Annotated in this window: 18 protein-coding genes; 9 read left to right on the top strand and 9 right to left on the bottom strand. The window is 71.5% G+C overall.

All coding sequences use genetic code 11. The features are described from left to right. The first annotated feature begins 503 nt into the window (after positions 1-503). From SPRI_RS32785 to SPRI_RS32775, 3 genes are all read left to right on the top strand, one after another. Positions 504-1733, top strand: a complete 1230-nt coding sequence (locus SPRI_RS32785) for a D-alanyl-D-alanine carboxypeptidase family protein (RefSeq protein ID WP_078951324.1) — start codon at positions 504-506, stop codon at positions 1731-1733. Positions 1734-1796: 63 nt separating this feature from the next. Continuing rightward, positions 1797-2150, top strand: coding sequence for a hypothetical protein (locus SPRI_RS32780; protein WP_053557592.1), 354 nt, complete (start codon positions 1797-1799; stop codon positions 2148-2150). 51 nt (positions 2151-2201) lie between these two features. Further along, complete coding sequence (locus SPRI_RS32775; protein ID WP_053557591.1) at positions 2202-2990, top strand: Fpg/Nei family DNA glycosylase; 789 nt, start codon at positions 2202-2204, stop codon at positions 2988-2990. 78 nt (positions 2991-3068) lie between these two features. Here SPRI_RS32775 and SPRI_RS32770 read toward each other — a convergent pair whose 3' ends face one another. Continuing rightward, the gene (locus SPRI_RS32770; protein ID WP_078951323.1) at positions 3069-4598 is read right to left on the bottom strand and encodes an aldehyde dehydrogenase (NADP(+)); all 1530 of its coding nucleotides are present in this window, start codon (positions 4596-4598) and stop codon (positions 3069-3071) included. Positions 4599-4805: 207 nt separating this feature from the next. Here SPRI_RS32770 and SPRI_RS32765 point away from each other — a divergent pair, with 207 nt between their 5' ends. From SPRI_RS32765 to SPRI_RS32755, 3 genes are all read left to right on the top strand, one after another. Then, complete coding sequence (locus SPRI_RS32765; RefSeq protein WP_005320845.1) at positions 4806-5972, top strand: mandelate racemase/muconate lactonizing enzyme family protein; 1167 nt, start codon at positions 4806-4808, stop codon at positions 5970-5972. Positions 5973-6022: 50 nt separating this feature from the next. Further along, the gene (locus SPRI_RS32760) at positions 6023-7015 is read left to right on the top strand and encodes a zinc-dependent alcohol dehydrogenase (RefSeq protein ID WP_374987869.1); all 993 of its coding nucleotides are present in this window, start codon (positions 6023-6025) and stop codon (positions 7013-7015) included. Positions 7016-7109: 94 nt separating this feature from the next. Beyond that, the gene (locus SPRI_RS32755; protein WP_053557588.1) at positions 7110-8087 is read left to right on the top strand and encodes a hypothetical protein; all 978 of its coding nucleotides are present in this window, start codon (positions 7110-7112) and stop codon (positions 8085-8087) included. Between the two features lie 62 nt (positions 8088-8149). On the opposite strand, the gene SPRI_RS32750 is transcribed toward SPRI_RS32755, so the two are convergent. From SPRI_RS32750 to SPRI_RS32715, 8 genes are all read right to left on the bottom strand, one after another. Beyond that, positions 8150-9139, bottom strand: coding sequence for an arabinan endo-1,5-alpha-L-arabinosidase (locus SPRI_RS32750; protein ID WP_037775407.1), 990 nt, complete (start codon positions 9137-9139; stop codon positions 8150-8152). A 56-nt stretch (positions 9140-9195) separates the two neighbouring features. Next, complete coding sequence (locus SPRI_RS32745; protein WP_005320839.1) at positions 9196-10095, bottom strand: carbohydrate ABC transporter permease; 900 nt, start codon at positions 10093-10095, stop codon at positions 9196-9198. Then, positions 10092-11051, bottom strand: a complete 960-nt coding sequence (locus tag SPRI_RS32740) for a carbohydrate ABC transporter permease (RefSeq protein WP_005320838.1) — start codon at positions 11049-11051, stop codon at positions 10092-10094. Before SPRI_RS32740 ends, SPRI_RS32745 begins: the two co-directional genes overlap by 4 nt. Next, entirely contained in the window at positions 11048-12388 is a 1341-nt protein-coding gene (locus tag SPRI_RS32735) for an extracellular solute-binding protein (RefSeq protein ID WP_005320837.1), read from the bottom strand. Before SPRI_RS32735 ends, SPRI_RS32740 begins: the two co-directional genes overlap by 4 nt. 111 nt (positions 12389-12499) lie before the next feature. Then, the gene (gene arfA, locus SPRI_RS32730; protein ID WP_005320836.1) at positions 12500-14029 is read right to left on the bottom strand and encodes an arabinosylfuranosidase ArfA; all 1530 of its coding nucleotides are present in this window, start codon (positions 14027-14029) and stop codon (positions 12500-12502) included. Positions 14030-14055: 26 nt separating this feature from the next. Then, on the bottom strand, positions 14056-15084 hold the full coding sequence (locus tag SPRI_RS32725; RefSeq protein ID WP_005320835.1) for an arabinan endo-1,5-alpha-L-arabinosidase: 1029 nt from the start codon (positions 15082-15084) through the stop codon (positions 14056-14058). 238 nt (positions 15085-15322) lie between these two features. Next, the gene (locus SPRI_RS32720) at positions 15323-16165 is read right to left on the bottom strand and encodes an SMP-30/gluconolactonase/LRE family protein (RefSeq protein WP_238996291.1); all 843 of its coding nucleotides are present in this window, start codon (positions 16163-16165) and stop codon (positions 15323-15325) included. Positions 16166-16170: 5 nt separating this feature from the next. Next, positions 16171-16944 carry an IclR family transcriptional regulator gene (locus tag SPRI_RS32715; RefSeq protein WP_005320834.1) on the bottom strand — a complete coding sequence of 258 codons (774 nt, stop codon included), beginning with the start codon at positions 16942-16944 and terminating at the stop codon, positions 16171-16173. A 193-nt stretch (positions 16945-17137) separates the two neighbouring features. On the opposite strand from SPRI_RS32715, the gene SPRI_RS32710 reads away from it, so the two are divergent. The 3 genes from SPRI_RS32710 to mmsA are packed head-to-tail and all read left to right on the top strand — an operon-like array spanning position 17138 to position 20885. Next, positions 17138-18214 (top strand): hypothetical protein, encoded by a 1077-nt coding sequence (locus tag SPRI_RS32710; protein WP_234020453.1) that lies wholly within the window; start codon positions 17138-17140, stop codon positions 18212-18214. Positions 18215-18219: 5 nt separating this feature from the next. After that, on the top strand, positions 18220-19323 hold the full coding sequence (gene chvE, locus SPRI_RS32705) for a multiple monosaccharide ABC transporter substrate-binding protein (RefSeq protein WP_037777203.1): 1104 nt from the start codon (positions 18220-18222) through the stop codon (positions 19321-19323). Next, positions 19323-20885 (top strand): multiple monosaccharide ABC transporter ATP-binding protein, encoded by a 1563-nt coding sequence (mmsA, locus tag SPRI_RS32700; protein ID WP_005320830.1) that lies wholly within the window; start codon positions 19323-19325, stop codon positions 20883-20885. The genes chvE and mmsA overlap by 1 nt, the downstream gene beginning before the upstream one ends.

Genomic DNA, 20885 nt, shown 5'->3' with positions numbered 1-20885 from the left:
CGCGGCGGGGCAACGCGGGTCGGGTGCAGCGCGATCGAGCCCACCGGCGCGGCGTGGTGCGCACGGCGCCGGGCGCAGCGCGCGTGCGCCCGGGGCAGGGCATTGTGAACCGGGGCCGGGTGAGCCCGCGGCGGGGCAACGCGGGTCGGGTGCCGCGCGGTCGAGCCCACGTGCGCGGCGTGGTGCGCACGGCGCCGGGTCCGGCGCGAGCGGACCCGGGCAGTGTGAGCCCCGGTCGGGTGCGGCACGGTTGCCTCCGCGCCGGATGCGGCGGAGGTGCGGCGTGCCCGCGGCGGGCGAACCAGAGCCGGGTGCAGCGCGCGTGCGCCAGGGCCGGGCCGGGTCAAGCCCGCGGCGAGGCAGCGCGGGTCGGGTGCAGCGCGGTCGAGCACACGGGTGCGGCGGGCGTGAACCGGGGCCTGGTGCGGCACCGTGGGCAGGCCGCTTCCGCCGGTCGGCTCAGCGGAACTGCGCGTCCGGTTGCCCGTTCCTACGCTGACCGAATGATCATCAGATTTACTGCACGGCTGGCCTTTTGCTGCGCGACAGCCGTCGCCGCCACCGCCTTCGGCCTGCTGCCGGCTCCCGCCGCTCAGGCCGAGCCCACGCCTCGACCCGCCTCCGCCGACGCGTCGCTGCTGCAACGGCCCGGCACCCATGTCGGGCCCCTCAACGGGGCCCCCGACCTCCCCGAGGACGTCTCCGCCCTCTCCTGGCTGGTGGCCGACGCCGACACCGGCGACGTGCTCGCCGCGCACGACGCGCACCGCCGGCTGCCTCCCGCCAGCACCATCAAGACGCTCTTCGCCCTCACCGCGCTTCCGCACCTGGCCGACGCCCCGCCGCACAAGGTCACAGAGGAGGAACTCGCGGGAGTGGGCGAGGGGAGCAGCCTGGTCGGTATCGCGCCCGGACGCACGTACACGATGGACGACCTGTGGCGCGGCGTCTTCCTCAGCTCCGGCAACGACGCCGTGCGCGTCCTCGCCGAGATGAACGGCGGCTGGGCGGCCACGGCGGAGCAGATGCAGGCCAAGGCCCGTGCGCTGGGCGCGTTCGACACGCACGTGGTCTCCCCCGACGGCTACGACGAACCCGGGCAGGTCTCCTCCGCCTTCGACCTGGCGGTGTTCGGGCGGGCGGGCCTGACGGACCCGCAGTTCGCGTCGTACGCGTCCACGGTCGACGCACCCTTCCCCGGGGGCACCCGCGACGACGGCAGCCCCACCTGGACCTACGGCATCAGGAACACCAACCGGCTGCTGACCGGCGCGGACGGTGTGGAGCGCTACCCGGGGATCATCGGCGTCAAGAACGGCTACACCTCCAACGCCGGCAACACGCTGGTCGCCGCCGCCCGCCGGGACGGACGCACCCTGGTGGTGACCGTGCTGAACCCGCAGTCGGGCGGTGGCCACAAGGTCTACGAGGAGGCCCGCTCCCTGCTCGACTGGGGCTTCTCCGCCGCCGACCGTGTCGAGCCCGTCGGGTCGCTGGAGCCCCCGGTCGTGGAGAAGGCGCCCCCGGCCGGACCTGGCCCCGTCACCCCGGCCGGACCCGGCCCCGTCACCCCGGCCGCCGCGCCGCCCGCCCGGGCCGCCGCCCACTCCGCGGAGACGGGCACCGGCATGGCGTACGCCTGGGTGGGTGCGTTCGTGGGCGCGTCCGGCCTGGCATCCGTCCTCATCCTGCGGCAGCGCCGCAGACACCGTCCGCCGGGGACGGGTTCCTGATGCTCCGGCAGCTCCCGCCCCGAGGGCGTCGTCCGCCGATCGACGTGGTCGTAGGCTCGGTACATGGGTGACCTGCTGCCGCTGCTGGTGTTCGCAAGCTGTCTCGCCGCGACCCTGGGGTGCTTCGCCTGGATCGCGGTCCACGTCCGCCGCCGCGGCATCGCCGGCGCGGCGGTCCGGGCGGCTCTGGCCTCCCACGACGAGGCGTTCCGGGTGACCGCTCATGTCTCCCACTACGAGATCCAGGCGCAGGCGGAACGCCAGGGGCGGGCCCTGTCGCCCGACGGACGGTGGACGCCGGACCGCGACGGTGCGAGGTCCGCGGGTGCGGGAAGCCGGCGACCGCGAGGGGCCCGGTACCGGCGCCGGCTGCGGGGGCTGCGGCGGTTCGCCGGAGGCCCGGGGCGCGGTCGCTGACCGTCGGCCCCGCCCACCGGCTCCGGACGTACGAGACGGTCGGAGGACGTCGTGCCCGAACTGCCCGATGTGGAAGGGTTCCGGGAGGTCCTGGACTCCTGTGCGCGCGGCAAGCGGATCGAACGGGTCGAGGTGCACGACGCCGGTGTGCTGCACGGCGTCACCGTCGCGCGGCTGGGCCGGGCGCTTCAGGGCCGCCGGTTCGCCGAACCGGCGCGGCACGGGAAGTGGCTGCTGGCCCGTACCGACGGCCCGACCCTGATGATGCACTTCGGCATGACCGGACAGCTGGTGTGCTGCCGGGCCGGTGACCCGCCGGATCCGCACGACCGGGTCGTCCTCGCCCTGGGCCGTGAGGAGTTGCGCTTCCGCGACCAGCGCAAACTCCAGGGCCTGTGGCTCGCCGAGGACCCCGACGCCGATGTCGCGCGGATCCTGCACGGCCAGGGGCCGGACGCGTTGTCGCTGGACCGGGCCGCGTTCAAGGACCTGCTCTCCCGGCGTCGCGGCCGCGTCAAAGCGGCCCTCACCGATCAGTCCGTGCTGGCCGGTCTGGGCAATCTGCTCGCCGACGAGATCCTGTGGCGCGCCGGCCTGCGTCCCACCCGCCGCGCGGACCGTCTCGACGACGCCGAGCTCGGGCGCCTGCACAGCGAGATGCGCCGCACCCTGCGCTCGTCGGTGCGTGCCGGGCGCGTTCCGCCGCGGAGGTCGTGGCTCACCGGCCGGCGTGACGACAGCGACCCCACATGCCCGCGGTGCGACGGGCCGCTGAGCCGTGGACGTGTCGGCGGGCGCGGGACGGTGTGGTGTCCGCGCTGCCAGCCGGACGGTTCCTGACCGGCGCGCCGGTGAGGCGCGGCGCCCGGGGCGCTGTTCCTCACCGGCGATCAGTGCTCACGGCGCCGGACGTGCGGGTCAGTGTTGCAGGCGGCCGTTGACGCGTCGGGGAAGCCCGAGCGGGTTGTCGTCGCGCAGTTCCGGCGGGAGGAGCGCCTGGGGGGTGTGCTGGTAGGTGACCGGGCGGAGCCAGCGTTCGATGGCCGTGGCGCCCACGGAGGTGGAGGTGGAGGTGGTGGCCGGGTAGGGGCCGCCGTGATGCTGCGCGGGCGCGACCGCGACACCGGTCGGCCAGCCGTTGACCAGCACCCGGCCCGCCAACGGCGTCAGCCGGGCCAACAGCTCACCCGCCCGCCCCTGCCCCTCACTCTCCCCGGCCGACAGATGCACCGTCGCCGTCAGATTGCCCGGCAACCGCGCCAGCACCGCATCCACCTCGGCCGGATCCCCGTACCGCGCGACCACCGTGACCGGACCGAAACACTCCTCCAACAGCACATCATGCGCACCCGGCTCCGTCAGCCGGCCCGCCGGCACGGTCAAGAACCCGGCCCGCACCCCCCGCTCCCCCTCCCCGCCCGGCACCACCGGACACTCCACCCCCGCCAATGCGGCCCGCTCGGCCACCCCCGCCACGAAGTTGTCCCGCATCCGCCCGTCCAGCAGCACCCCCGCCGCCGCCCGCGCCACCCCGCCCGCCAACGCCTCCACCAGCCGGTCACCCTCCGGCGACGCCGGAACCAGCACCAGACCCGGCTTCACACAGAACTGCCCCACCCCCAGCGTCATCGACCCCGCCAGCCCCGCACCGATCTCCTCCGCCCGCTCCGACGCCGCCGCCTGTGTCACCACCACCGGATTGAGCGAACCCAGCTCCCCATGGAACGGGATCGGCACCGGCCGCGCCGCCGCCGCGTCGAACAACGCCCGCCCACCACGCACCGACCCGGTGAACCCCGCCGCCGCCACCAGCGGATGCCCCACCAACGCCACACCCGCCTCGAAACCATGCACCAGCCCCACCACCCCCGCAGGCAACCCCCGCTCCACCGCCGCCCGCCGCAACACCGCCGCCACCCGCTCTGACAACCCCGGATGATCCGGATGCGCCTTCACCACCACCGGACACCCCGCCGCCAACGCACTGGCCGTGTCCCCACCCGCCACCGAGAACGCGAACGGAAAATTCGACGCCGCATACACCGCCACCACACCCAACGGCACCTTGAAACGCCGCAGATCCGGCACCGGCGGCGTCGCCGCCGCATCAGGATGATCGATGATCACCCCCAGGAACGACCCCTCCTCCACCACATCCGCGAACGCCCGCAACTGATAACACGTCCGCGCCAGCTCACCACGCAACCGCACCCCACCCAGCGCCGTCTCCGCGTCCGCCACCTCCACCAGAACGTCCCCCGACGCCTCCAGCAGAGCCGCCGCCCCCCGCAGGAACCCCGCCCGCACACCACGATCCACCAACGAACCCCGCGCCTCCCACGCGGCCCGCACCACCACACCCACCTCCCCCGCAGAAGCCTCCACCCCGACCCGCTCCCGCCGCTTCCCGCTACGGGGGTCGACACTCCAGACTGGTGTGGTACTCACGTGCGTGCCTCCAAGACGAGGGGATGTTCCCGATACGTTCGAGATATCGGACAGCGTTCCTTATTTCGGACGCCTGCAGGCTATGCTTCTACGGAAAAGCGGTCAAGCGTGCCGGCGCCCCATTGACACGCGTTCATCTCCGTCCCTACTGTCGCGGCAGAATTTCGAACGCCTGTCGAAATATCGAACACGACTGGAGCAACTGCCTTGCGCATCACGGGAATCAGCACACATGTGATCGGCACGCCCTGGCGCAATCTCACCTACGTCCAGGTGCACACCGACGAGGGGCTCACCGGCATCGGGGAGACCCGCATGCTGGGCCACACCGACGCGCTGGTGGGCTATCTGCGGGAGGCCGAGGCCAACCACATCGCCGGGTCCGACCCGTTCGCCGTGGAGGACCTCGTGCGCCGCATGAAGTACGGCGACTACGGGCGCGCCGGCGAGATCGTGATGTCCGGCATCGCGTGCGTGGAGATGGCCTGCTGGGACATCAAGGGCAAGGCGCTCGGCGTGCCCGTCTGGCAGTTGCTCGGCGGGAAGGTCCACGACCGCGTCAAGGCCTATGCCAACGGTTGGTACACCACGGAGCGGACCCCGGAGGCCTACCACAAGGCCGCGCGCACGGTCATGGAGCGCGGGTACCGGGCGCTGAAGATCGACCCGTTCGGCACCGGCCACTACGAGCTGTCGCACGAGGAGACGCTCTACTCCGTGTCGCTGATCGAGGCCGTGCGGGACGCCATCGGACCCGACGCGGAGCTGATGCTCGAGATGCACGGCCGCTTCTCCCCCTCCACCGCCGTACGGCTGGCGAACGAGCTGGCCCCCTTCCGGCCGGCCTGGCTGGAGGAGCCGGTGCCGCCGGAGAACCTCAAGGCCCTGAAGAAGGTGGCGGAGAAGGTCGACATGCCCGTCGCCACCGGTGAGCGCATTCACGACCGCATCGAGTTCCGCGAGCTGTTCGAGTCGCAGGCCGCCGACATCCTCCAGCCGGACGTCGGCCACATCGGCGGCATCTGGGAGACCCGCAAGCTCGCCGCCACGGCGGAGACGCACTACATGCTGGTCGCACCGCACAACGTGGGCGGCCCCGTCCTGACCGCCGCGTCGCTGCAGGTCGGCTTCTCCACCCCGAACTTCAAGGTGCTCGAGCACTTCAACGACTTCGCGGACGCCGAGATCAAGAAGGTCGTCAAGGGCGCCCCGCAGGTCGACCCCGAGACCGGTTGCTTCGAGCTGTCCCACGCACCGGGGCTCGGGGTGGAGCTCGACACCGACGCGGCCGCCGAATTCCCGCAGCAGCAGGCCCGGTTCGACCTGTGGGCCGAGGGCTGGGAGAAGCGCGCCCCGAAGGGGAAGCAGCCGTGAGCCCCACGCCGCCGGGCACCGGCGGCGCGGCGGCCCCCTCGCGGGCGGTCGTGCTCGACGGCCCCGGCCGGTTCCGGCTCGCCGGACACACGCCGCTGCGCCCCGGCCCGGGTGAGGCCCAGGTCCGCGTCGCCGCCGTCGGCATCTGCGGCAGCGACCGGGAGGTGTTCCAGGGCAACCGCCCGGAGGGGTACGTCCGTTACCCCGTCACCCCGGGACACGAGTGGTCGGGGACGGTCGCCGCCGTCGGGGACGGCGTGCCCGGCTCGCTCGTCGGCCGGAAGGTGGTCGGCGAAGGTTTCCGCAACTGCCAGGTGTGCGACCGCTGCCACGCCGGTGACACCACCCTGTGCGGCGCCGGGTACGAGGAGACGGGTTTCACGCAGGCCGGAGCGATGGCCGCGACCCTCACCCTCCCGGCCCGGCTGCTCCACCCGCTGCCGGACGACGCCGATCTGACGGCCGCCGCGCTGCTCGAACCCGCCGCGTGTGTCGCCGCGGCGGCCCTCAAGGCGGACGTGCGGCCCGGTGAGCGGGTCGCCGTCGTGGGCACGGGCACGCTCGGCATGCTCGCCGTGCAGCTGCTCGCCGCCTGCTCCCCCGCCGCACTGCTGATGGTCGGCACCCGGCCGGACCGTGCCGCGCTCGCCCGCGCCTTCGGCGCGACCGAGTACCGCACGGTGGACGAACTGCCCCTGCCGGACGGGTTCGACGTCGTCGTCGAGGCCGCCGGTTCGGCGTCGGCCGCCCGCACCTCCGCCGGTCTGCTGCGGCGCGGCGGCCGCCTGGTGCTCACCGGCATCCCCGCGGCCGGGGCCGCCGGGCTCGACCCGACCGATCTGGTGGTGCGCCAGCTGGAGGTGCAGACCGTGTTCGGCGCGACCCCCGCGGCCTGGGCGCACGCGGTACGCGCCTTCGCCGCCGGGCTGCTCACACCGCTGCCCCTGGTCACGCACGAGCTGTCGCTCGACGACTTCGAGTACGCCATCGGCCTGGTGGGATCGGGCGACCCCGCGGTCGGCAAGGTACTGCTGCACCCCTGAGACGAAGACGCCGGGCGGCGGTCACGCCGCCCGGCCCGTACCCAAAGTCTCGAACGTTGTTCGCAATATCGAACCAATTCAGTCGAGGAGATCCATGTCCCCGTCCGCAATGCCTCGCTCAACACCTCGCCGGCCCGGTGAACGCGCCCTCGCCGTCCTCGGGCTCGAGGGCCCCGCCCTCGACCCCGCCGACGCCTCCCCGCACTCCTTCCCCGACGGTGGCCGCTGGCGGGTGGAGATCCCCTCCGTGGAGGGCCCCGAGGCGCTGGCCGCGGTGCTCAAGGAGTCGACCCGGCTCGACGTCCCCGTGCACCGCGTCAGCCAGGGCAGCGGCGTCTGGATGCTCGGCGACGACGAGATCACGGAGATGGTGGACGCGACCGCCGAACGCGACATCGAGCTCTGCCTGTTCACCGGACCCCGCGGCACCTGGGACATCGGCGGATCCACCCGCACCGACTCGCGGGGCGGCGGGCTGCGCGCCCGGGGGCACGACGCGGTCGCCGGCTGCGTGGAGGACGCCGTCCGCGCCACGGAGCTGGGCGTGCGCTGTCTGCTCGTCGCCGACGAGGGGGTGCTGTGGACCCTGCACCGGGCGCGGTCGCGCGGTCTCCTGCCCGCCGGCACCACGTTGAAGGTCTCCGCACTCATCGGCCCCGTCAACCCCGCCGCGTACGCCGTGTACGAGCAGCTCGGCGCCGACTCCCTCAACGTCCCCAGCGACCTGACGCTGGACCACCTCACCCAGATCCGCCGGGTGAGCCGGGCGCCGATGGACATGTACGTGGAGGCGCCTGACGACCTCGGCGGCTACATCCGTATGTACGAGATCGCCGAGCTGATCCGCCGTGGTGCCCCGCTCTACCTCAAGTTCGGCCTCTCCAAGGCCCCTTCGATCTATCCCTCCGGCCTGCACCTGCGGGAGACCGTCCTCAGCACCGCCCGTGAGCGGGTCCGCCGCGGCCGGCTGGTGCTCGACCTGCTGGCCCGGCACGGCGCCGGCGACGCGATGTCGCCGCTCGGTTCGCGGCTGCCGGGCGAGCTCCGGCGCTTCGAGGACGCAGGAGTCTGAGACACCGCGAAGGCCGGGGCGCACCGATCGGTGCGCCCCGGCCTTCGTGCCGCGCGTGCCGGTCAGTAGACGGCCGGCCAGCCGCCGCCCCAGCCCAGCAGATTGACCCCGAGCTTGGGGGTGCCGCCGTCCTGGCCGTCGTAGTAGTGGTAGACGAGCAGGTGGCCGTCGGCGTCCTTGATGACGGACTGCCCGCCCGGACCGATCACCCGGTCGTGGGACTCGAGGACGACCGTGCCGCCGTTGTTCATCATCGGTACGCCGGCGCGGTCGGTGTAGGGCCCGGTGACCCGGCTCGCCCGGCCGACCTTGATCTTGTAGGTGGACGAGGTGCCGGCGCAGCACGTGTCGTACGAGGCGAAGAGGTAGTAGACGCCGTTGCGCTTGACCAGTTGCGGCGCCTCGACGGCGCGGCTGCCGGTGGGCCGGGAGGCGAGGGAGTACCGCGTCCTGTCACCGGCGTGCTGCTTGCCGGTGCCCGGGTCGAGGCGGATCATCTTGATCCCGGTCCACCAGGAGCCGAAGGTGAGCCACCAGGTTCCGTCGTCGTCGACGAACAGGTTCGGGTCGATGGCGTTGTGGTCGCTCGACGCGTCGGTGCTGTGCACGATGCCGTGGTCGGTCCAGCTGCCCGGCATTCCGGTGGAGGAGGTCGCGAAGCCGATCGCCGACGTGTTGGAGCCGAAGCGGGAAACGGCGTAGTACATCAGGTACTTGCCGCCGTGGTAGGAGATGTCGGGGGCCCAGGCCTCCGGTACGGAGGAGTAGCGGCTCCACCAGGAGGGGACGGTGGGGAACGCGGAGCCCCCGGCGCGGAAGGCGACCCGGTCGGTGGACGAGCGCATGGCCAGTCCGCCGCCGGTGGCGTAGAGCAGGTAGGTGCCGTCGGAACGGCGGACCATGGTGGGGTCGTGCACCACGATGTCGCCGGTCACGTGCCCCGGCGCCGGGTAGGCGAGTGCCGTACCCGGAGCCAGGGCCATCAATGTGGCCAGGGGGATCGACACCAGTGCGCGTGCGAGCGGGCGGGGCAGGAGTGCTGTGCGGCTCATTGCGATGACTCCTTCTTCGGACAACCGTGCCGACGGGCCCGCTCTTCGGGCCCGTCCTACTGGCCGGCGAGACCGGTGTGCGCGATACCGCGCACGATCTGCCGCTGGAAGAGCATGAATACGATCAGCAGGGGCAGTCCGGCGATCACGAGCGCCGCCATGATCTGGGCGTAGCGGACGCCGAACGAGGACTGGACGTTGACCAGGCCGACGGGGAGGGTCATGCCGCCGGGATCGGTGGTCACCAGGAACGGCCAGAGGAAGTTGTTCCAGGTGGAGATGAAGGTGAAGATCGCGACAGCGGCCAGCACCGGCCGGGACAGTGGCATCACGATCGTCCAGAACACCCGCCAGCGGCCGGCGCCGTCGACGAACGCGGCCTCCTCCAGCTCGCGGGGTACCCCCTCGAAGAACTTCACCAGGATGAAGACCATGGCGGGGACCGCGACCTGGGGCAGGATCACTCCCCAGTAGGTGTCGACGAGTCCGAGCTGCACCATCTCGGTGAACAGGGGGGCGATGAGCACCTGCGGCGGGACCATGATGCCGGCGAGCACCAGTCCGTAGAGCAGCTTGCGGCCGCGGAAGTCGGTGCGGGTGAAGCCGTACGCGGCCATCGCGCAGGTCAGGACCGTCAGCACGGTCGTCATGACGGAGATGTACGCGGAGTTCATCATCCAGCGCATCAGATCGCCGGACTCCCAGACCTTGCTGTACGCCTCGAACGTGATCCGCGAACCGATCCACTCGAGCGGGGTCTTCGTGGTCTCGCCCTCCGGCTTCAGCGAGGTGGCGACCGCCCATGCGAGCGGGATCAGCCAGGCCACGGTGAGGACCAGGGCGATGACGAGCAGGGTGATCCGGCCGGCGCTCCAGCGGGGCCTTCGGCCCGCGGGGCCGGCGCCGGAGCCGGCGCGGGGCGCGCGTCGGGGGGCGATGGTGGCGGAACCGCTCACTTGGCGGCCTCCTCAGCTCGGCGCCGGGACAGCATCGGCTGCACCAGGGAGACGATCAGGATCAGGGCGAAGAAGATGTAGGAGACCGCTGAGGCGTAGCCGATGCGGTAGCCGGTGAAGCCCTGTTGGTAGACGTACTGCAGGATCGGCCGGGTCGATTCGTCCGGGCCGCCGCCGGTCATGATGTAGACCTGGTCGAAGATCTTCAGCGACGCGAGGACCTGGAGGACCACCACCAGTCCCGTGGTGCGGCGCAGCATCGGCAGGGTGATGTGCCACAGCCGGTTCCAGGCCCCGGCGCCGTCGAGTTCGGCGGCCTCGTAGAGGTGGACGGGGATGGCCTGGAGGGCGGCGAGGTAGAGCAGGAAGTTGAAGCCGACGGTCCACCAGACGGTGGTCGCCACGATCGAGAGCATCGCGTAACGCTCTTCGCTGAGCCATCCGATGCCCGGTTCGAGTCCTACGGCGGCCAGCATCTGGTCGGCCAGGCCGAAGCCGGACGGGAAGATCATCTGCGCGAAGAGCAGGCAGACGACTCCGGACGGGAGCAGGAACGGCGCGAACCAGCTGAGCCGCCACAGCCACTGCACCACCCGCAACTGGTGGGACAGCAGGGCCAGTCCGAGACCCACGAGGACGAGCGGGACGGTGGAGAGCACGGTGAACCAGACCGTGTTCCACAGCGAGGACCAGACGTCGGGGTCGGCGACGGCTTCGGCGTAGTTGTCGAGGCCGACGAACTCCCCTCCCGTTCCGGTGATGTTCTCGCTGGTCATGCTCATCCCAAGGCCGGAGAGCAGCGGCCAGATCAGGAACATCGCGTAGACGACCAGGAACGGGGCGACGAACACCAGGCCGTGCTCGGTCCACTTGCGGTGGACGGAGCGGACCGGCCGGCCGGGGGCGGTGGCGCGCTTGTTCACCGGTGACGGCGGTGCCGCGGTGGTGGTGGTCATGACGCGGCTCCGGGGAGTGGGTCGGGGGTGTCGAGGAGGGTCCGGAGGCGGGCCTTGGCCTCCGTGAGGGCGCCGCGCGGGCTGCGGGATCCGGTGAGCACTCCGGAGAAGACGGCGCCGAGTTCGATCCACATCCGGGAGGCGGAGCCGGCGAACCAGGCGGGCTCGTCGAGCGCCACGTCGTCGATCGCGCCGCGGTACTCGGACTGCGGTTTCAGTTCGAGGTACGCGGGGTCCTTGAGAACCGGGAGATAGGCGGGCACATGGCCGCCTTCGGCCCAGGCGACGGAGTTGCGGAGCAGCCAGGCGACGAGCTCGTGCGCGGCCTCGTTCGTCGCGCCGCCGCGGTCGGCCTGGTGCGGGAGGACGAAGGCGTGGCAGTCGGCCTGCGTGCCGGGCCGGCCGAAGAGCGTGGGCACGGTGGTCATGGAGAACGGGATGCCGGTGGTGCGGAAGGAGGAGATCTCCCATTCGCCGTTGAGGTGGAAGGCGGTCTTCCCGCCGTTGAAGATGCCGACGGAGGCGCCGTAGTCGGCGCGGCGCACCATCAGCCCCTCCTCCGCGAGGCCGGCCATGTACTCGAGCACGCGCAGCGCCTTGGTGTCGTCGAGGGCGAGGCGCTTCCCGTCCTCGGAGAGGACCTTGCCGCCGGTCTGCGAGTAGAAGGTGGCGAACAGCCGCCACGGGGTGATGCAGTCGGGTCCGAGGGTCTCGGTGACGAGGCCGGGCTGACCGGTCACCTTCTTCGCGGCGCGCAGCGCGTCGGCGAACTCCTCGGCCCCTTCGATGCGTTTGAGTTTGCCGCCCGCCATGAGTCCGGCCTTCTCGCACAGTTCGGTCTGGTAGTAGAGGACGAAGGGGTGGGTGTCGAGGGGGACGGCGTACTGCTCGCCGGCCACCTGCCCGCGCTGCCAGATGCCGGCCGGGAAGTCCTGCTCGCGGACCCCGAGGTCGGCCAGGAGGTCGAGGTCGAAGGGGTCGAGGAGCCGGCCGGGGGCGAACCCGGCGAGCCTGGCCAGGTGCAGCACGGCCAGTTCGGGCGCGCGTCCGCCGGCGCCTGCCATGCCCAGCTTCGTGTAGTAGGGGGCACCCCACTGGAGGGTGGCCGCCTCCAGGGAGACGTCCGGGTGCTCGGCACGGAACGCGTCGAGCATGCCCTGCATGTTGACGCCGTCCCCGCCGCCGAACAGGTGCCAGAACCGCAGGCGGGTCTGCCCGGGGCCGGCGGCGGTGGACGGTGCGGCGCAGCCGGACAGCGGGCCGAGGGCCGCGGTGGCGGCCAGGGCGCCGATGCCGCCGGCGAGGGCGCGGCGCCGGCTGAGGCGATGTGGATGCATGGCGGCTCGTCTCCGAGGAAGAAGGGGTCGGCGTGTGGTGCGGTGTCCCGGGAGGGGCCGCCCGGCCCCGGTGCCTGACGCGACCGGGGGCGGGCGGCGGCTTGTGCGGTGTCAGGCGCCGGCGGCCAGCCGGATCACGTTCCAGGACAGGGGCTCGAGGGTGACGTCGAGGACGCCGCCCGCGAGCACGGCCCCCTCACCCGCGTGCGGCACGACGCGCTCGGGCTCCGCGAGGGTGTTGCGGGCCTCCGGGTCGGCGTCGCTGAGGACGCTGTGCTCCTCGACGTGGGTGACGTCCAGCCCGGTGAGGGCGATCCGGAGCGGCAGCGGGTCGCTCTGGCTCCGGTTGACGGCGAAGACGGTGACGGCGCCGGTGTCCTTGTCGCGTACGGCGGTGGCGTGCAGCAGCGGGACCTCGCCGTAGGCGGCCGTCCGGTAGGTGGGCGAGTCGGCGCGTACGTCGAGGACCTCGCCGCGCCCGTAGCGGGAGGCCTGGGCGAAGGGGAAGAACGTGGTCTGCCGCCAGGCCGGGCCGCCGGGCTCCGTCATGATCGGGGCGATCACGTTGACGAGCTGCGCGAGGCAGGCGACGGTCACCCGGTCGGCGTGCCGGAGCAGGGCGATGAGCAGCGAGCCGAAGACGACGGCGTCGGTGACGCTGTAGTTGTCCTCGAGCAGCCGCGGGGCCTCGGGCCAGTCCAGGGGGTTGGCCGTGTTCTCCGCCTCGAACCGCTTCATGTACCAGACGTTCCACTCGTCGAAGGAGAGCTGGATGCGCTTCTTCGACTTGAGCCGGGCACCGACGTGGTCGCAGGTGGCGACGACGTTCTCGATGAACGACTCCATGTCCACGGCGGAGGCGAGGAACGAGTCGCGGTCGCCGTCGATCTCCTCGTAGTAGGCGTGCAGCGAGATGTGGTCGACGAGGTCGTACGCCTCCTGGAGGACCGTCGCCTCCCAGGTGGCGAAGGTGGGCATGGCCTGGCTCGAGCTGCCGCAGGCGACCAGTTCGAGGCCGGGGTCGATCTGCCGCATCGCCCGGGCGGTCTCCGCGGCGAGGCGGCCGTACTCCTCCGCCGTCTTGTGCCCGGTCTGCCAGGGACCGTCCATCTCGTTGCCGAGACACCACAGACGGATGCCGAACGGGTCCTTGTCGCCGTGGGCGATGCGCCGATCGGAAAGGGCGGTGCCGGCGGGGTGGTTGGCGTACTCCTGGAGCTCAAGTGCCTCGGCCACGCCCCGCGTACCGAGGTTGACGGCCATCATGGGCTCCGCCTGCGGCCCGATCTTCCCCAGGAACGCCATGAACTCGCTCAGTCCGAAGCGGTTGGTCTCCGTCGACCGCCAGGCGAGGTCGAGGCGGCGCGGCCGCTCCTCGGCGGGGCCGACGGAGTCCTCCCACCGGTAGCCGGAGACGAAGTTGCCTCCCGGGTAGCGGACGGCGGTGACGCCCAGTTCCCGGACCAGTTCGAGGACGTCGGTGCGCAGCCCGGCCTCGTCGGCGGACGGGTGGTCCGGTTCGAAGATGCCGGTGTACACGCAGCGGCCCAGGTGCTCGACGAAGGAGCCGAAGAGACGGGGGTTCACCTCGCCCACGGTGAAGGCGGGGTCGAGCGTGAAGCGGGCGTTGCTGTCGGGCATGGTGTCCTTCCGGGATGTTCGGGGGGTCAGGGGGTGACGACGGGCCAGCCGTCCTTGCCCCAGCTCAGAGGGTTGAGGCCGAGCTTGGGCACGCCGGCGTCGTCGGCGTCGTAGTAGTGGTAGACGAGGACGTCCCGGCCGCGGTCGCGGAGCACGGACTGACCGCCGGTGCCGACGTACCGGCCGTGGCCGGCGAGGAGGAGTTCACCGCCGCCGTCGGTCATCGCGGTGCCGTCGCGGTCGTAGTAGGGACCGGCGGGGTGCGCGGCCCGTCCGACGCGGATGTTGTAGGTGGAGTCGGTACCGGCGCAGCAGCGGTCGTAGGAGACGAACAGGTAGTAGCTGCCCTGGTGTTCGACGATGTAGGGCGCCTCGACGGCGTAGGGCTCGTCGGGGCGGGTGGCGAGGTGCAGGACCTCGGGGTCGGCGGTGCGGGGCTTGCCGGTGGCGGGGTCGAGCTCGATCATGCGGATGCCGGTCCAGTACGAACCGAAGGACATCCAGAGCCGGCCGCGTGCCTGGAGGACGGCGGGGTCGATGGCGTTGTAGTGGTCGCCCGTGGTGGTGGAGAAGACCTTTCCGCGGTCCTCCCAGGTGCCGGGCCGGCCGCTGCGGGAGGTGGCCAGGCCGATCGCGGAGTGGTTGGAGCCGAAGGAGGAGACGGCGTAGTAGAGCCAGTAGACGCCGTCGCGGTAGGTGACCTCGGGCGCCCACGGGTCGCCTTCCGCGGAGTAGGCGCGCCACCAGTCGGGGATGTCGGTGAAGGCGGATCCGGCGCGCTGCCACGTCCTGCCGTCGCGCGAGGTGCGGGCCTCGATCCCGCCGTGGGTGGAGTAGACGACGTACGTGCCGTCCTTGAGGCGGACGGCGGACGGGTCGTGGACCTCGGTGTCGCCGGTGACGGGACGGGGATCCGGATGGCCCGCGGAGGCGGTCGGGGCCGCCGGGGCGGCGTGGCCGGGGAGGACGCCGGCGCCGACGAGTGCGGCGGTGACGGCGGTGGTGGCGAGGACCGCTCGCAGGCGGTGGCCGGGCCGGGGGCGCGGGGCGTTCATGAAGGGCGGGCTCCTTCATCGGACGAGGGGATGCGGGGGGCGGAGCCGTCGATATCAACGTTCGAAATTTCGACACTCGCTCGCAACTTCGAACGGGACCGTAGAGGCGGGGAAGCCGAACGTCAATGACTTTCGCTGAAATGACGAACGACGTTCGACTCCCCGAACGTCATTGCTTGTTGAGCCCTCGTCACACCCGGGTCGGGCCCCTCCGCCACACCCGCGGAGGGGCCCCCTTTCAGCCGGCGAAAGCGGGCTGAACCATCCCGCGCCCGGCGCCGGGCACCACCAGCAGCGAGCCGGAGAGGGGATGCGGCGCGGCCTGCCCCTTGCGGGCGGACGTGACATAGAGGTCGGTCAGACCCGCGCCGCCGAACGCACAGGAGGTGGGCCGTCGCACCGGGAGCTCCACGACGCGGTCGAGGACGCCCTCCGGTGTGTAGCGGCGCAGCGCGGCCCCGTCCCACAGGGCGACCCAGACGCAGCCGTCCGCGTCGACGGTGAGTCCGTCGGGGTAGCCGGCGCCGTCCTCGACGACGGCCAGCGGACGCCGGTTCACCGGCAGGGGGTCACCGGGCCGCAGGTCGAACACGTCGATCCGGCGGGTCGGTGAGTCGATGTAGTACATCCGGCGGCCGTCGGGGCTCCACCCGGTGCCGTTGCTGACGGTGACGTCGGCGAGGACGGTCGCCGCCGTGCCGTCGGGCGCCGTCCTGGTGAGCGTCCCGCCGCCCGGAGCCTCGTCGTAGCGCATCGTCCCCGTCCACAGTGAGCCGTCGGGGGCGACCGCGGCGTCGTTGGCCCGGCGCCCCGCGACCGGATCCCGGTGCAGCCAGCGAAAGGCGGCGTCGCTGTCGTAGAGCCCCACGCCGTCACGGAGGTTGACGACGAGGCCCCCGCCCGCCCGGGGCTTGGCCGCGCCGACGTGCTGCCCGGTGGCCATGACGGTACGGCGACCGTTGGCGGGGTCGTAGGTGTGGACGCGCGAGCGGAGGATGTCGACCCACAGCAGCCGTTCGGCCGCCGGGTCCCAGGTGGGGCCCTCGCCGAGCAGCGCGTCGTGGCGGACCGCCACCTCCACGCCCTTCACGCGGCGGCCCGGTGCCCGAGGCGCTCGGACAGGTCGGCGGCGCCCTTGGCGGCCAGCTGTTCGAGCTCCGCGCGGCGTTCCTCGCTCCAGCGGATCATCGGCACGGAGATGGACAGCGCGGCGACGACCCGGCCCGAACGGTCCCGCACGGGCGCGGCGACACAGCTGACGTCCGCGTTCGACTCCCGGCGCTCCAGGGCGATGCCGGCCGCCCGCACGGCCTCGAGTTCGGTACGCAGGACGGCCGGGTCGGTGATGCTGTTGGGCGTCATGGCGGCCAGCTCGGTGCCCGGCGCGAGTCGGGTGTCGAGCTCGCTGTCGGGGAGGGAGGCGAGCAGCATCTTGCCCACCGCCGTGCAGTGGGCGGGCAGGCTGCGGCCGGCGGCGGAGACCATGCGGACGGCGTGGGTGGAGTCCACCTTCGCGATGTAGAGGACGTGAGTGCCGTCGAGAATCGCGACATGGACGGTCTCGTCGCAGGTCTCGGCGACGGAGCGGGCCACCTCCTGGCCCTCGTGGGCGAGGTCGAGCTGCTCGGCGTAGCGGCTGCCCAGCTGATAGAGGCGTACGCCGAGGCGGTAGCGGCCGGAGCGGCCGTCCACCGGCACGATGTAGGAGCGGGCCGCGAGCGTGGTGATGAGTTCGTGCACGGTGGTGCGCGGCAGCTGGAGCTTCCGGACGATATCGGGGGCCGAAAGCGTCCCGTCCCCGTCGAGGAAGAGCTCCAGAATGTCGAGAGCACGGGTGACAGCGGGCACGAGGCGTCCCATGGCTTTCCCCTTGTTCGATATATCAACGCTTGATCGGCAGAGCGAACAGTCTATCGCCGGTGCCCCTTCCCGGTAAGGCGTCGGGGATCTTCGTGTTCGACCGTCCGACCCATTGACACCCAGGTGGCTGGATCCTTAACGTCGCCCCAGAATCTCGAACGACGTCCGATATTTCGAACAATAGAGGTTGCTCGTGACCCCTCCCCCTGCTCGAACCTCCGGAGCGCGCCGCCCCGGTGGAGCGGCACTCGCCGCACTGGGCCTGGCCGCACCGGCAGAGAATCCCTCGGACGCCTCCCCGCACCGGTTCCCCGACGGCGGCAGCTGGCGCACCGAGATCCCCTCCTGCGAGGGCCCGGAGGTGCTGGCCGTCGTGCTCAAGGAGGCCGCCCGGCTGGACCTGCCGGTCCACCGCATCAGCCAGGGCAGCGGCGTGTGGATGCTCTCCGACGACGAGATCACCGAGATGACCGGCGCCTGCGCCGAACGCGGCATCGAGCTCTGCCTGTTCACCGGACCGCGCGGCAGCTGGGACATCGGAGCCTCGACCCGCACCGAGTCCGGCGGCTCCGGACTGCGGGCCCGTGGTCACGACGCGCTCGCCGGCTGTGTCGAGGACGCGCTCCGCGCGACCGCCCTCGGCGTGCGCTGTCTCCTCGTCGCCGACGAAGGGGTGCTCTGGTGCCTGCACCGGCTGCGCGCCCAGGGGGTGTTGCCGGCCGACACGACGTTCAAGGTGTCCGCGCTGGTGGGTCCGGTCAACCCGGCGGCGTACGCCGTCCATGAACGGCTCGGCGCCGACTCGGTCAATGTGCCCTCCGACCTGACGCTCGCCCACCTCACCGAGATCCGGCGGGCCAGCGCGGCGCCGATGGACCTCTATGTGGAGGCGCCGGACGACCTCGGCGGCTATGTGCGCATGTACGAGGCGGCCGAGCTCATCAGGCGCGGCGCTCCCCTCTATCTGAAGTTCGGACTGAGCAAGGCGCCCGGCTTCTACCCGTACGGCGCCCACATGCGCGACACGATGCTGGCCTCCGCCCGGGAACGGGTCCGGCGCGGCCGGCTCACGCTCGACCTGCTGGCCCGTCTCGGCGCCGACGGCGGGATGTCGCCGCTCGGCTCGCGTCTCCCCGGCCCTCTGCACCGCTTCCCCGTGACGGACCTCCCCGGGACCGGGCCGTCCGTCACCGGCCCCGCTGTCACCGATCCGCCCGTCACCGACCTTGCCACCGCCTCTCCGGCGGTCGTGCCCTCACCTAAGGACTGATGAAGATGCGCAACCGCCGAGCCGCGGTCACCGCGGTCACCGCCGCCCTCGCCCTGTCCCTCGCCGCCTGCGGCCAGAGCAGCACGGGCGGCAGCAAGCAGGAGCCAGCGGGAGGCAAGGGATCCACCGTCGGGATCGCCATGCCGACGAAGTCCTCGGAACGCTGGATCGCCGACGGCAACAACATGGCCGCCGAGTTCAAGAAGCTCGGGTACAAGACGGACCTTCAGTACGGCGAGGACGACGTCGACCAGCAGGTCTCCCAGATCGAGAACATGATCACCAAGGGGGTCGACGTCCTCGTGGTCGCGGCCATCGACGGACGTGCCCTCGGTGACGTGCTGCGCCAGGCGAGCGAGCAGGGCGTCAAGGTCATCTCCTACGACCGGCTCATCCTCGGCAGCGAGGCCGTCAGTTACTACGCGTCCTTCGACAATGAGAAGGTCGGCGAACTCCAGGCCGGCTACATCGTGGACAAACTGGGGCTGAAGGACGGCAGCGCCGAAGGCCCGTTCACCATCGAGCTGTTCGCCGGCTCTCCCGACGACAACAACACCCGCTTCTTCTTCCAGGGCGCCTGGAAGGTCCTCAAGCCGTACATCGACAAGAAGCAGCTCGTCGTCCGCAGCGGACAGACCAGGCTGGAGCAGATCACCACGCTGCGCTGGGACGGCGGCACCGCGCAGAAGCGCATGGACGACCTGCTGACCGGCTCGTACGGCTCGGAGTCCGTCGACGCGGTGCTCTCCCCGTACGACGGCATATCGATCGGCATCCTCTCCGCGCTCAAGTCGGACGGCTACGGCACGAAGGCAAAGCCCTACCCGGTCGTGACCGGGCAGGACGCCGAGGTCGCCTCGGTCAAGTCCATCATCGCCGGGCAGCAGACCCAGACGGTCTACAAGGACACCCGGGCGCTCGCCAAGCAGGCGGTCCAGATGGCCGACGCCGTACTGAACGACAAGAAGCCCGAGGTCAACGACACCACCACCTACGACAACGAGAAGAAGGTCGTGCCCGCCTTCCTGCTCGACCCGGTCAGCGTCGACGTGACCAACTACAAGCAGGTGCTGGTCGACTCGGGCTACATCAAGGCGAGCGACCTCTGATGCCGGGAGCCCCGGCGGTGGAACCCATCCTGGAGATGCGGTCCATCGGCAAGACGTTCCCCGGGGTGCGGGCCCTGTCCGACGTGACGCTGACCGTCGCGCCGGGCGAGGTCCACGCCATCTGCGGGGAGAACGGCGCCGGCAAGTCGACGCTGATGAAGGTGCTCAGCGGGGTGCACCCGCACGGCAGTTACGAAGGGGACATCCTCTTCCAGGGCGAGCACTGCGCCTTCAAGGACATCCGGGCGAGCGAGGACCGCGGCATCGTCATCATCCACCAGGAGCTCGCCCTGGTGCCGTACCTGTCCATCGCCGAGAACATCTTCCTCGGCAACGAGCACGCCACGCGCGGGATCATCAGCTGGAACGAGACACTCAGGCACGCCGCCGCGCTGCTGAGGCGCGTCGGCCTGCGCGAGCACCCGCAGACCCGGGTCGCGGACATCGGCGTGGGCAAGCAGCAACTCGTGGAGATCGCCAAGGCGCTGTCCAAGAAGGTCAAGCTGCTGATCCTCGACGAGCCGACGGCCGCGCTCAACGACGAGGACAGCGCCAAACTACTGGCCCTCATCAAGGAGTTGCGGGAACAGGGCATCGCCTCGATCATCATCTCGCACAAGCTGGGCGAGATCGCGGAGGTCGCCGACCGCGTCACCGTCATCCGTGACGGCCGCACCATCGAGACCCTCGGGGTGCGTGACGGGGACATGACGGAGGACCGCATCATCCGCGGCATGGTCGGCCGGGACCTCGACCACCGCTTCCCCGAACGCACCCCGTACACCGGGGAGCCCGGTGAGCACCCGGCGCTCGAAATCCGCGACTGGACCGTGCACCACCCGATCGACCAGCAGCGCAAGGTCGTGGACCAGGTGTCGGTCGACGTCCGCAGGGGCGAGATCGTGGGCATCGCCGGGCTGATGGGCGCGGGCCGCACCGAACTCGCGATGAGCGTCTTCGGCCGTTCCTACGGGCGCAACATCAGCGGCACCGTCCTCAAGGACGGCAAGGAGATCCGCACCCGCACCGTCCCGGAGGCGGTGGGCCACGGCATCGCGTACGTCACGGAGGACCGCAAGCACTACGGCCTCAACCTGATCGACACCATCGGCCGGAACATCACCATGAGCGCCCTCTCCAAGGTCGCCCGGCGCGGTGTGGTGGACGAACACGAGGAGCGGCGCGTCGCCGAGTCCTACCGGCGCAGCATGAACATCAAGGCGCCCACGGTCTTCGAGCAGGTGGGCCGGCTGTCGGGCGGCAACCAGCAGAAGGTCGTCCTCAGCAAGTGGATCTTCGCGGGGCCCGATGTGCTGATCCTCGACGAGCCGACGCGCGGCATCGACGTGGGCGCCAAGTTCGAGATCTACACCGTCATCGACCGACTCGCCGCGGAGGGCAAGGCCGTCGTCTTCATCTCCTCCGAACTCCCCGAACTCCTCGGCATGTGCGACCGCATCTACACGATGTCCGCCGGCCGCCTCACCGGCGAGGTCCCTCGCGGCCGGGCGACCCAGGAAGTTCTCATGCGCCACATGACCAGCACCAGCGACAAGAGGTAA

Source organism: Streptomyces pristinaespiralis (assembly GCF_001278075.1).
GTDB classification, from domain to species: domain Bacteria; phylum Actinomycetota; class Actinomycetes; order Streptomycetales; family Streptomycetaceae; genus Streptomyces; species Streptomyces pristinaespiralis.
The sequence above is the reverse complement of the archived record's forward strand: the minus strand, read 5'-3'. Positions and strand labels throughout refer to the sequence as shown.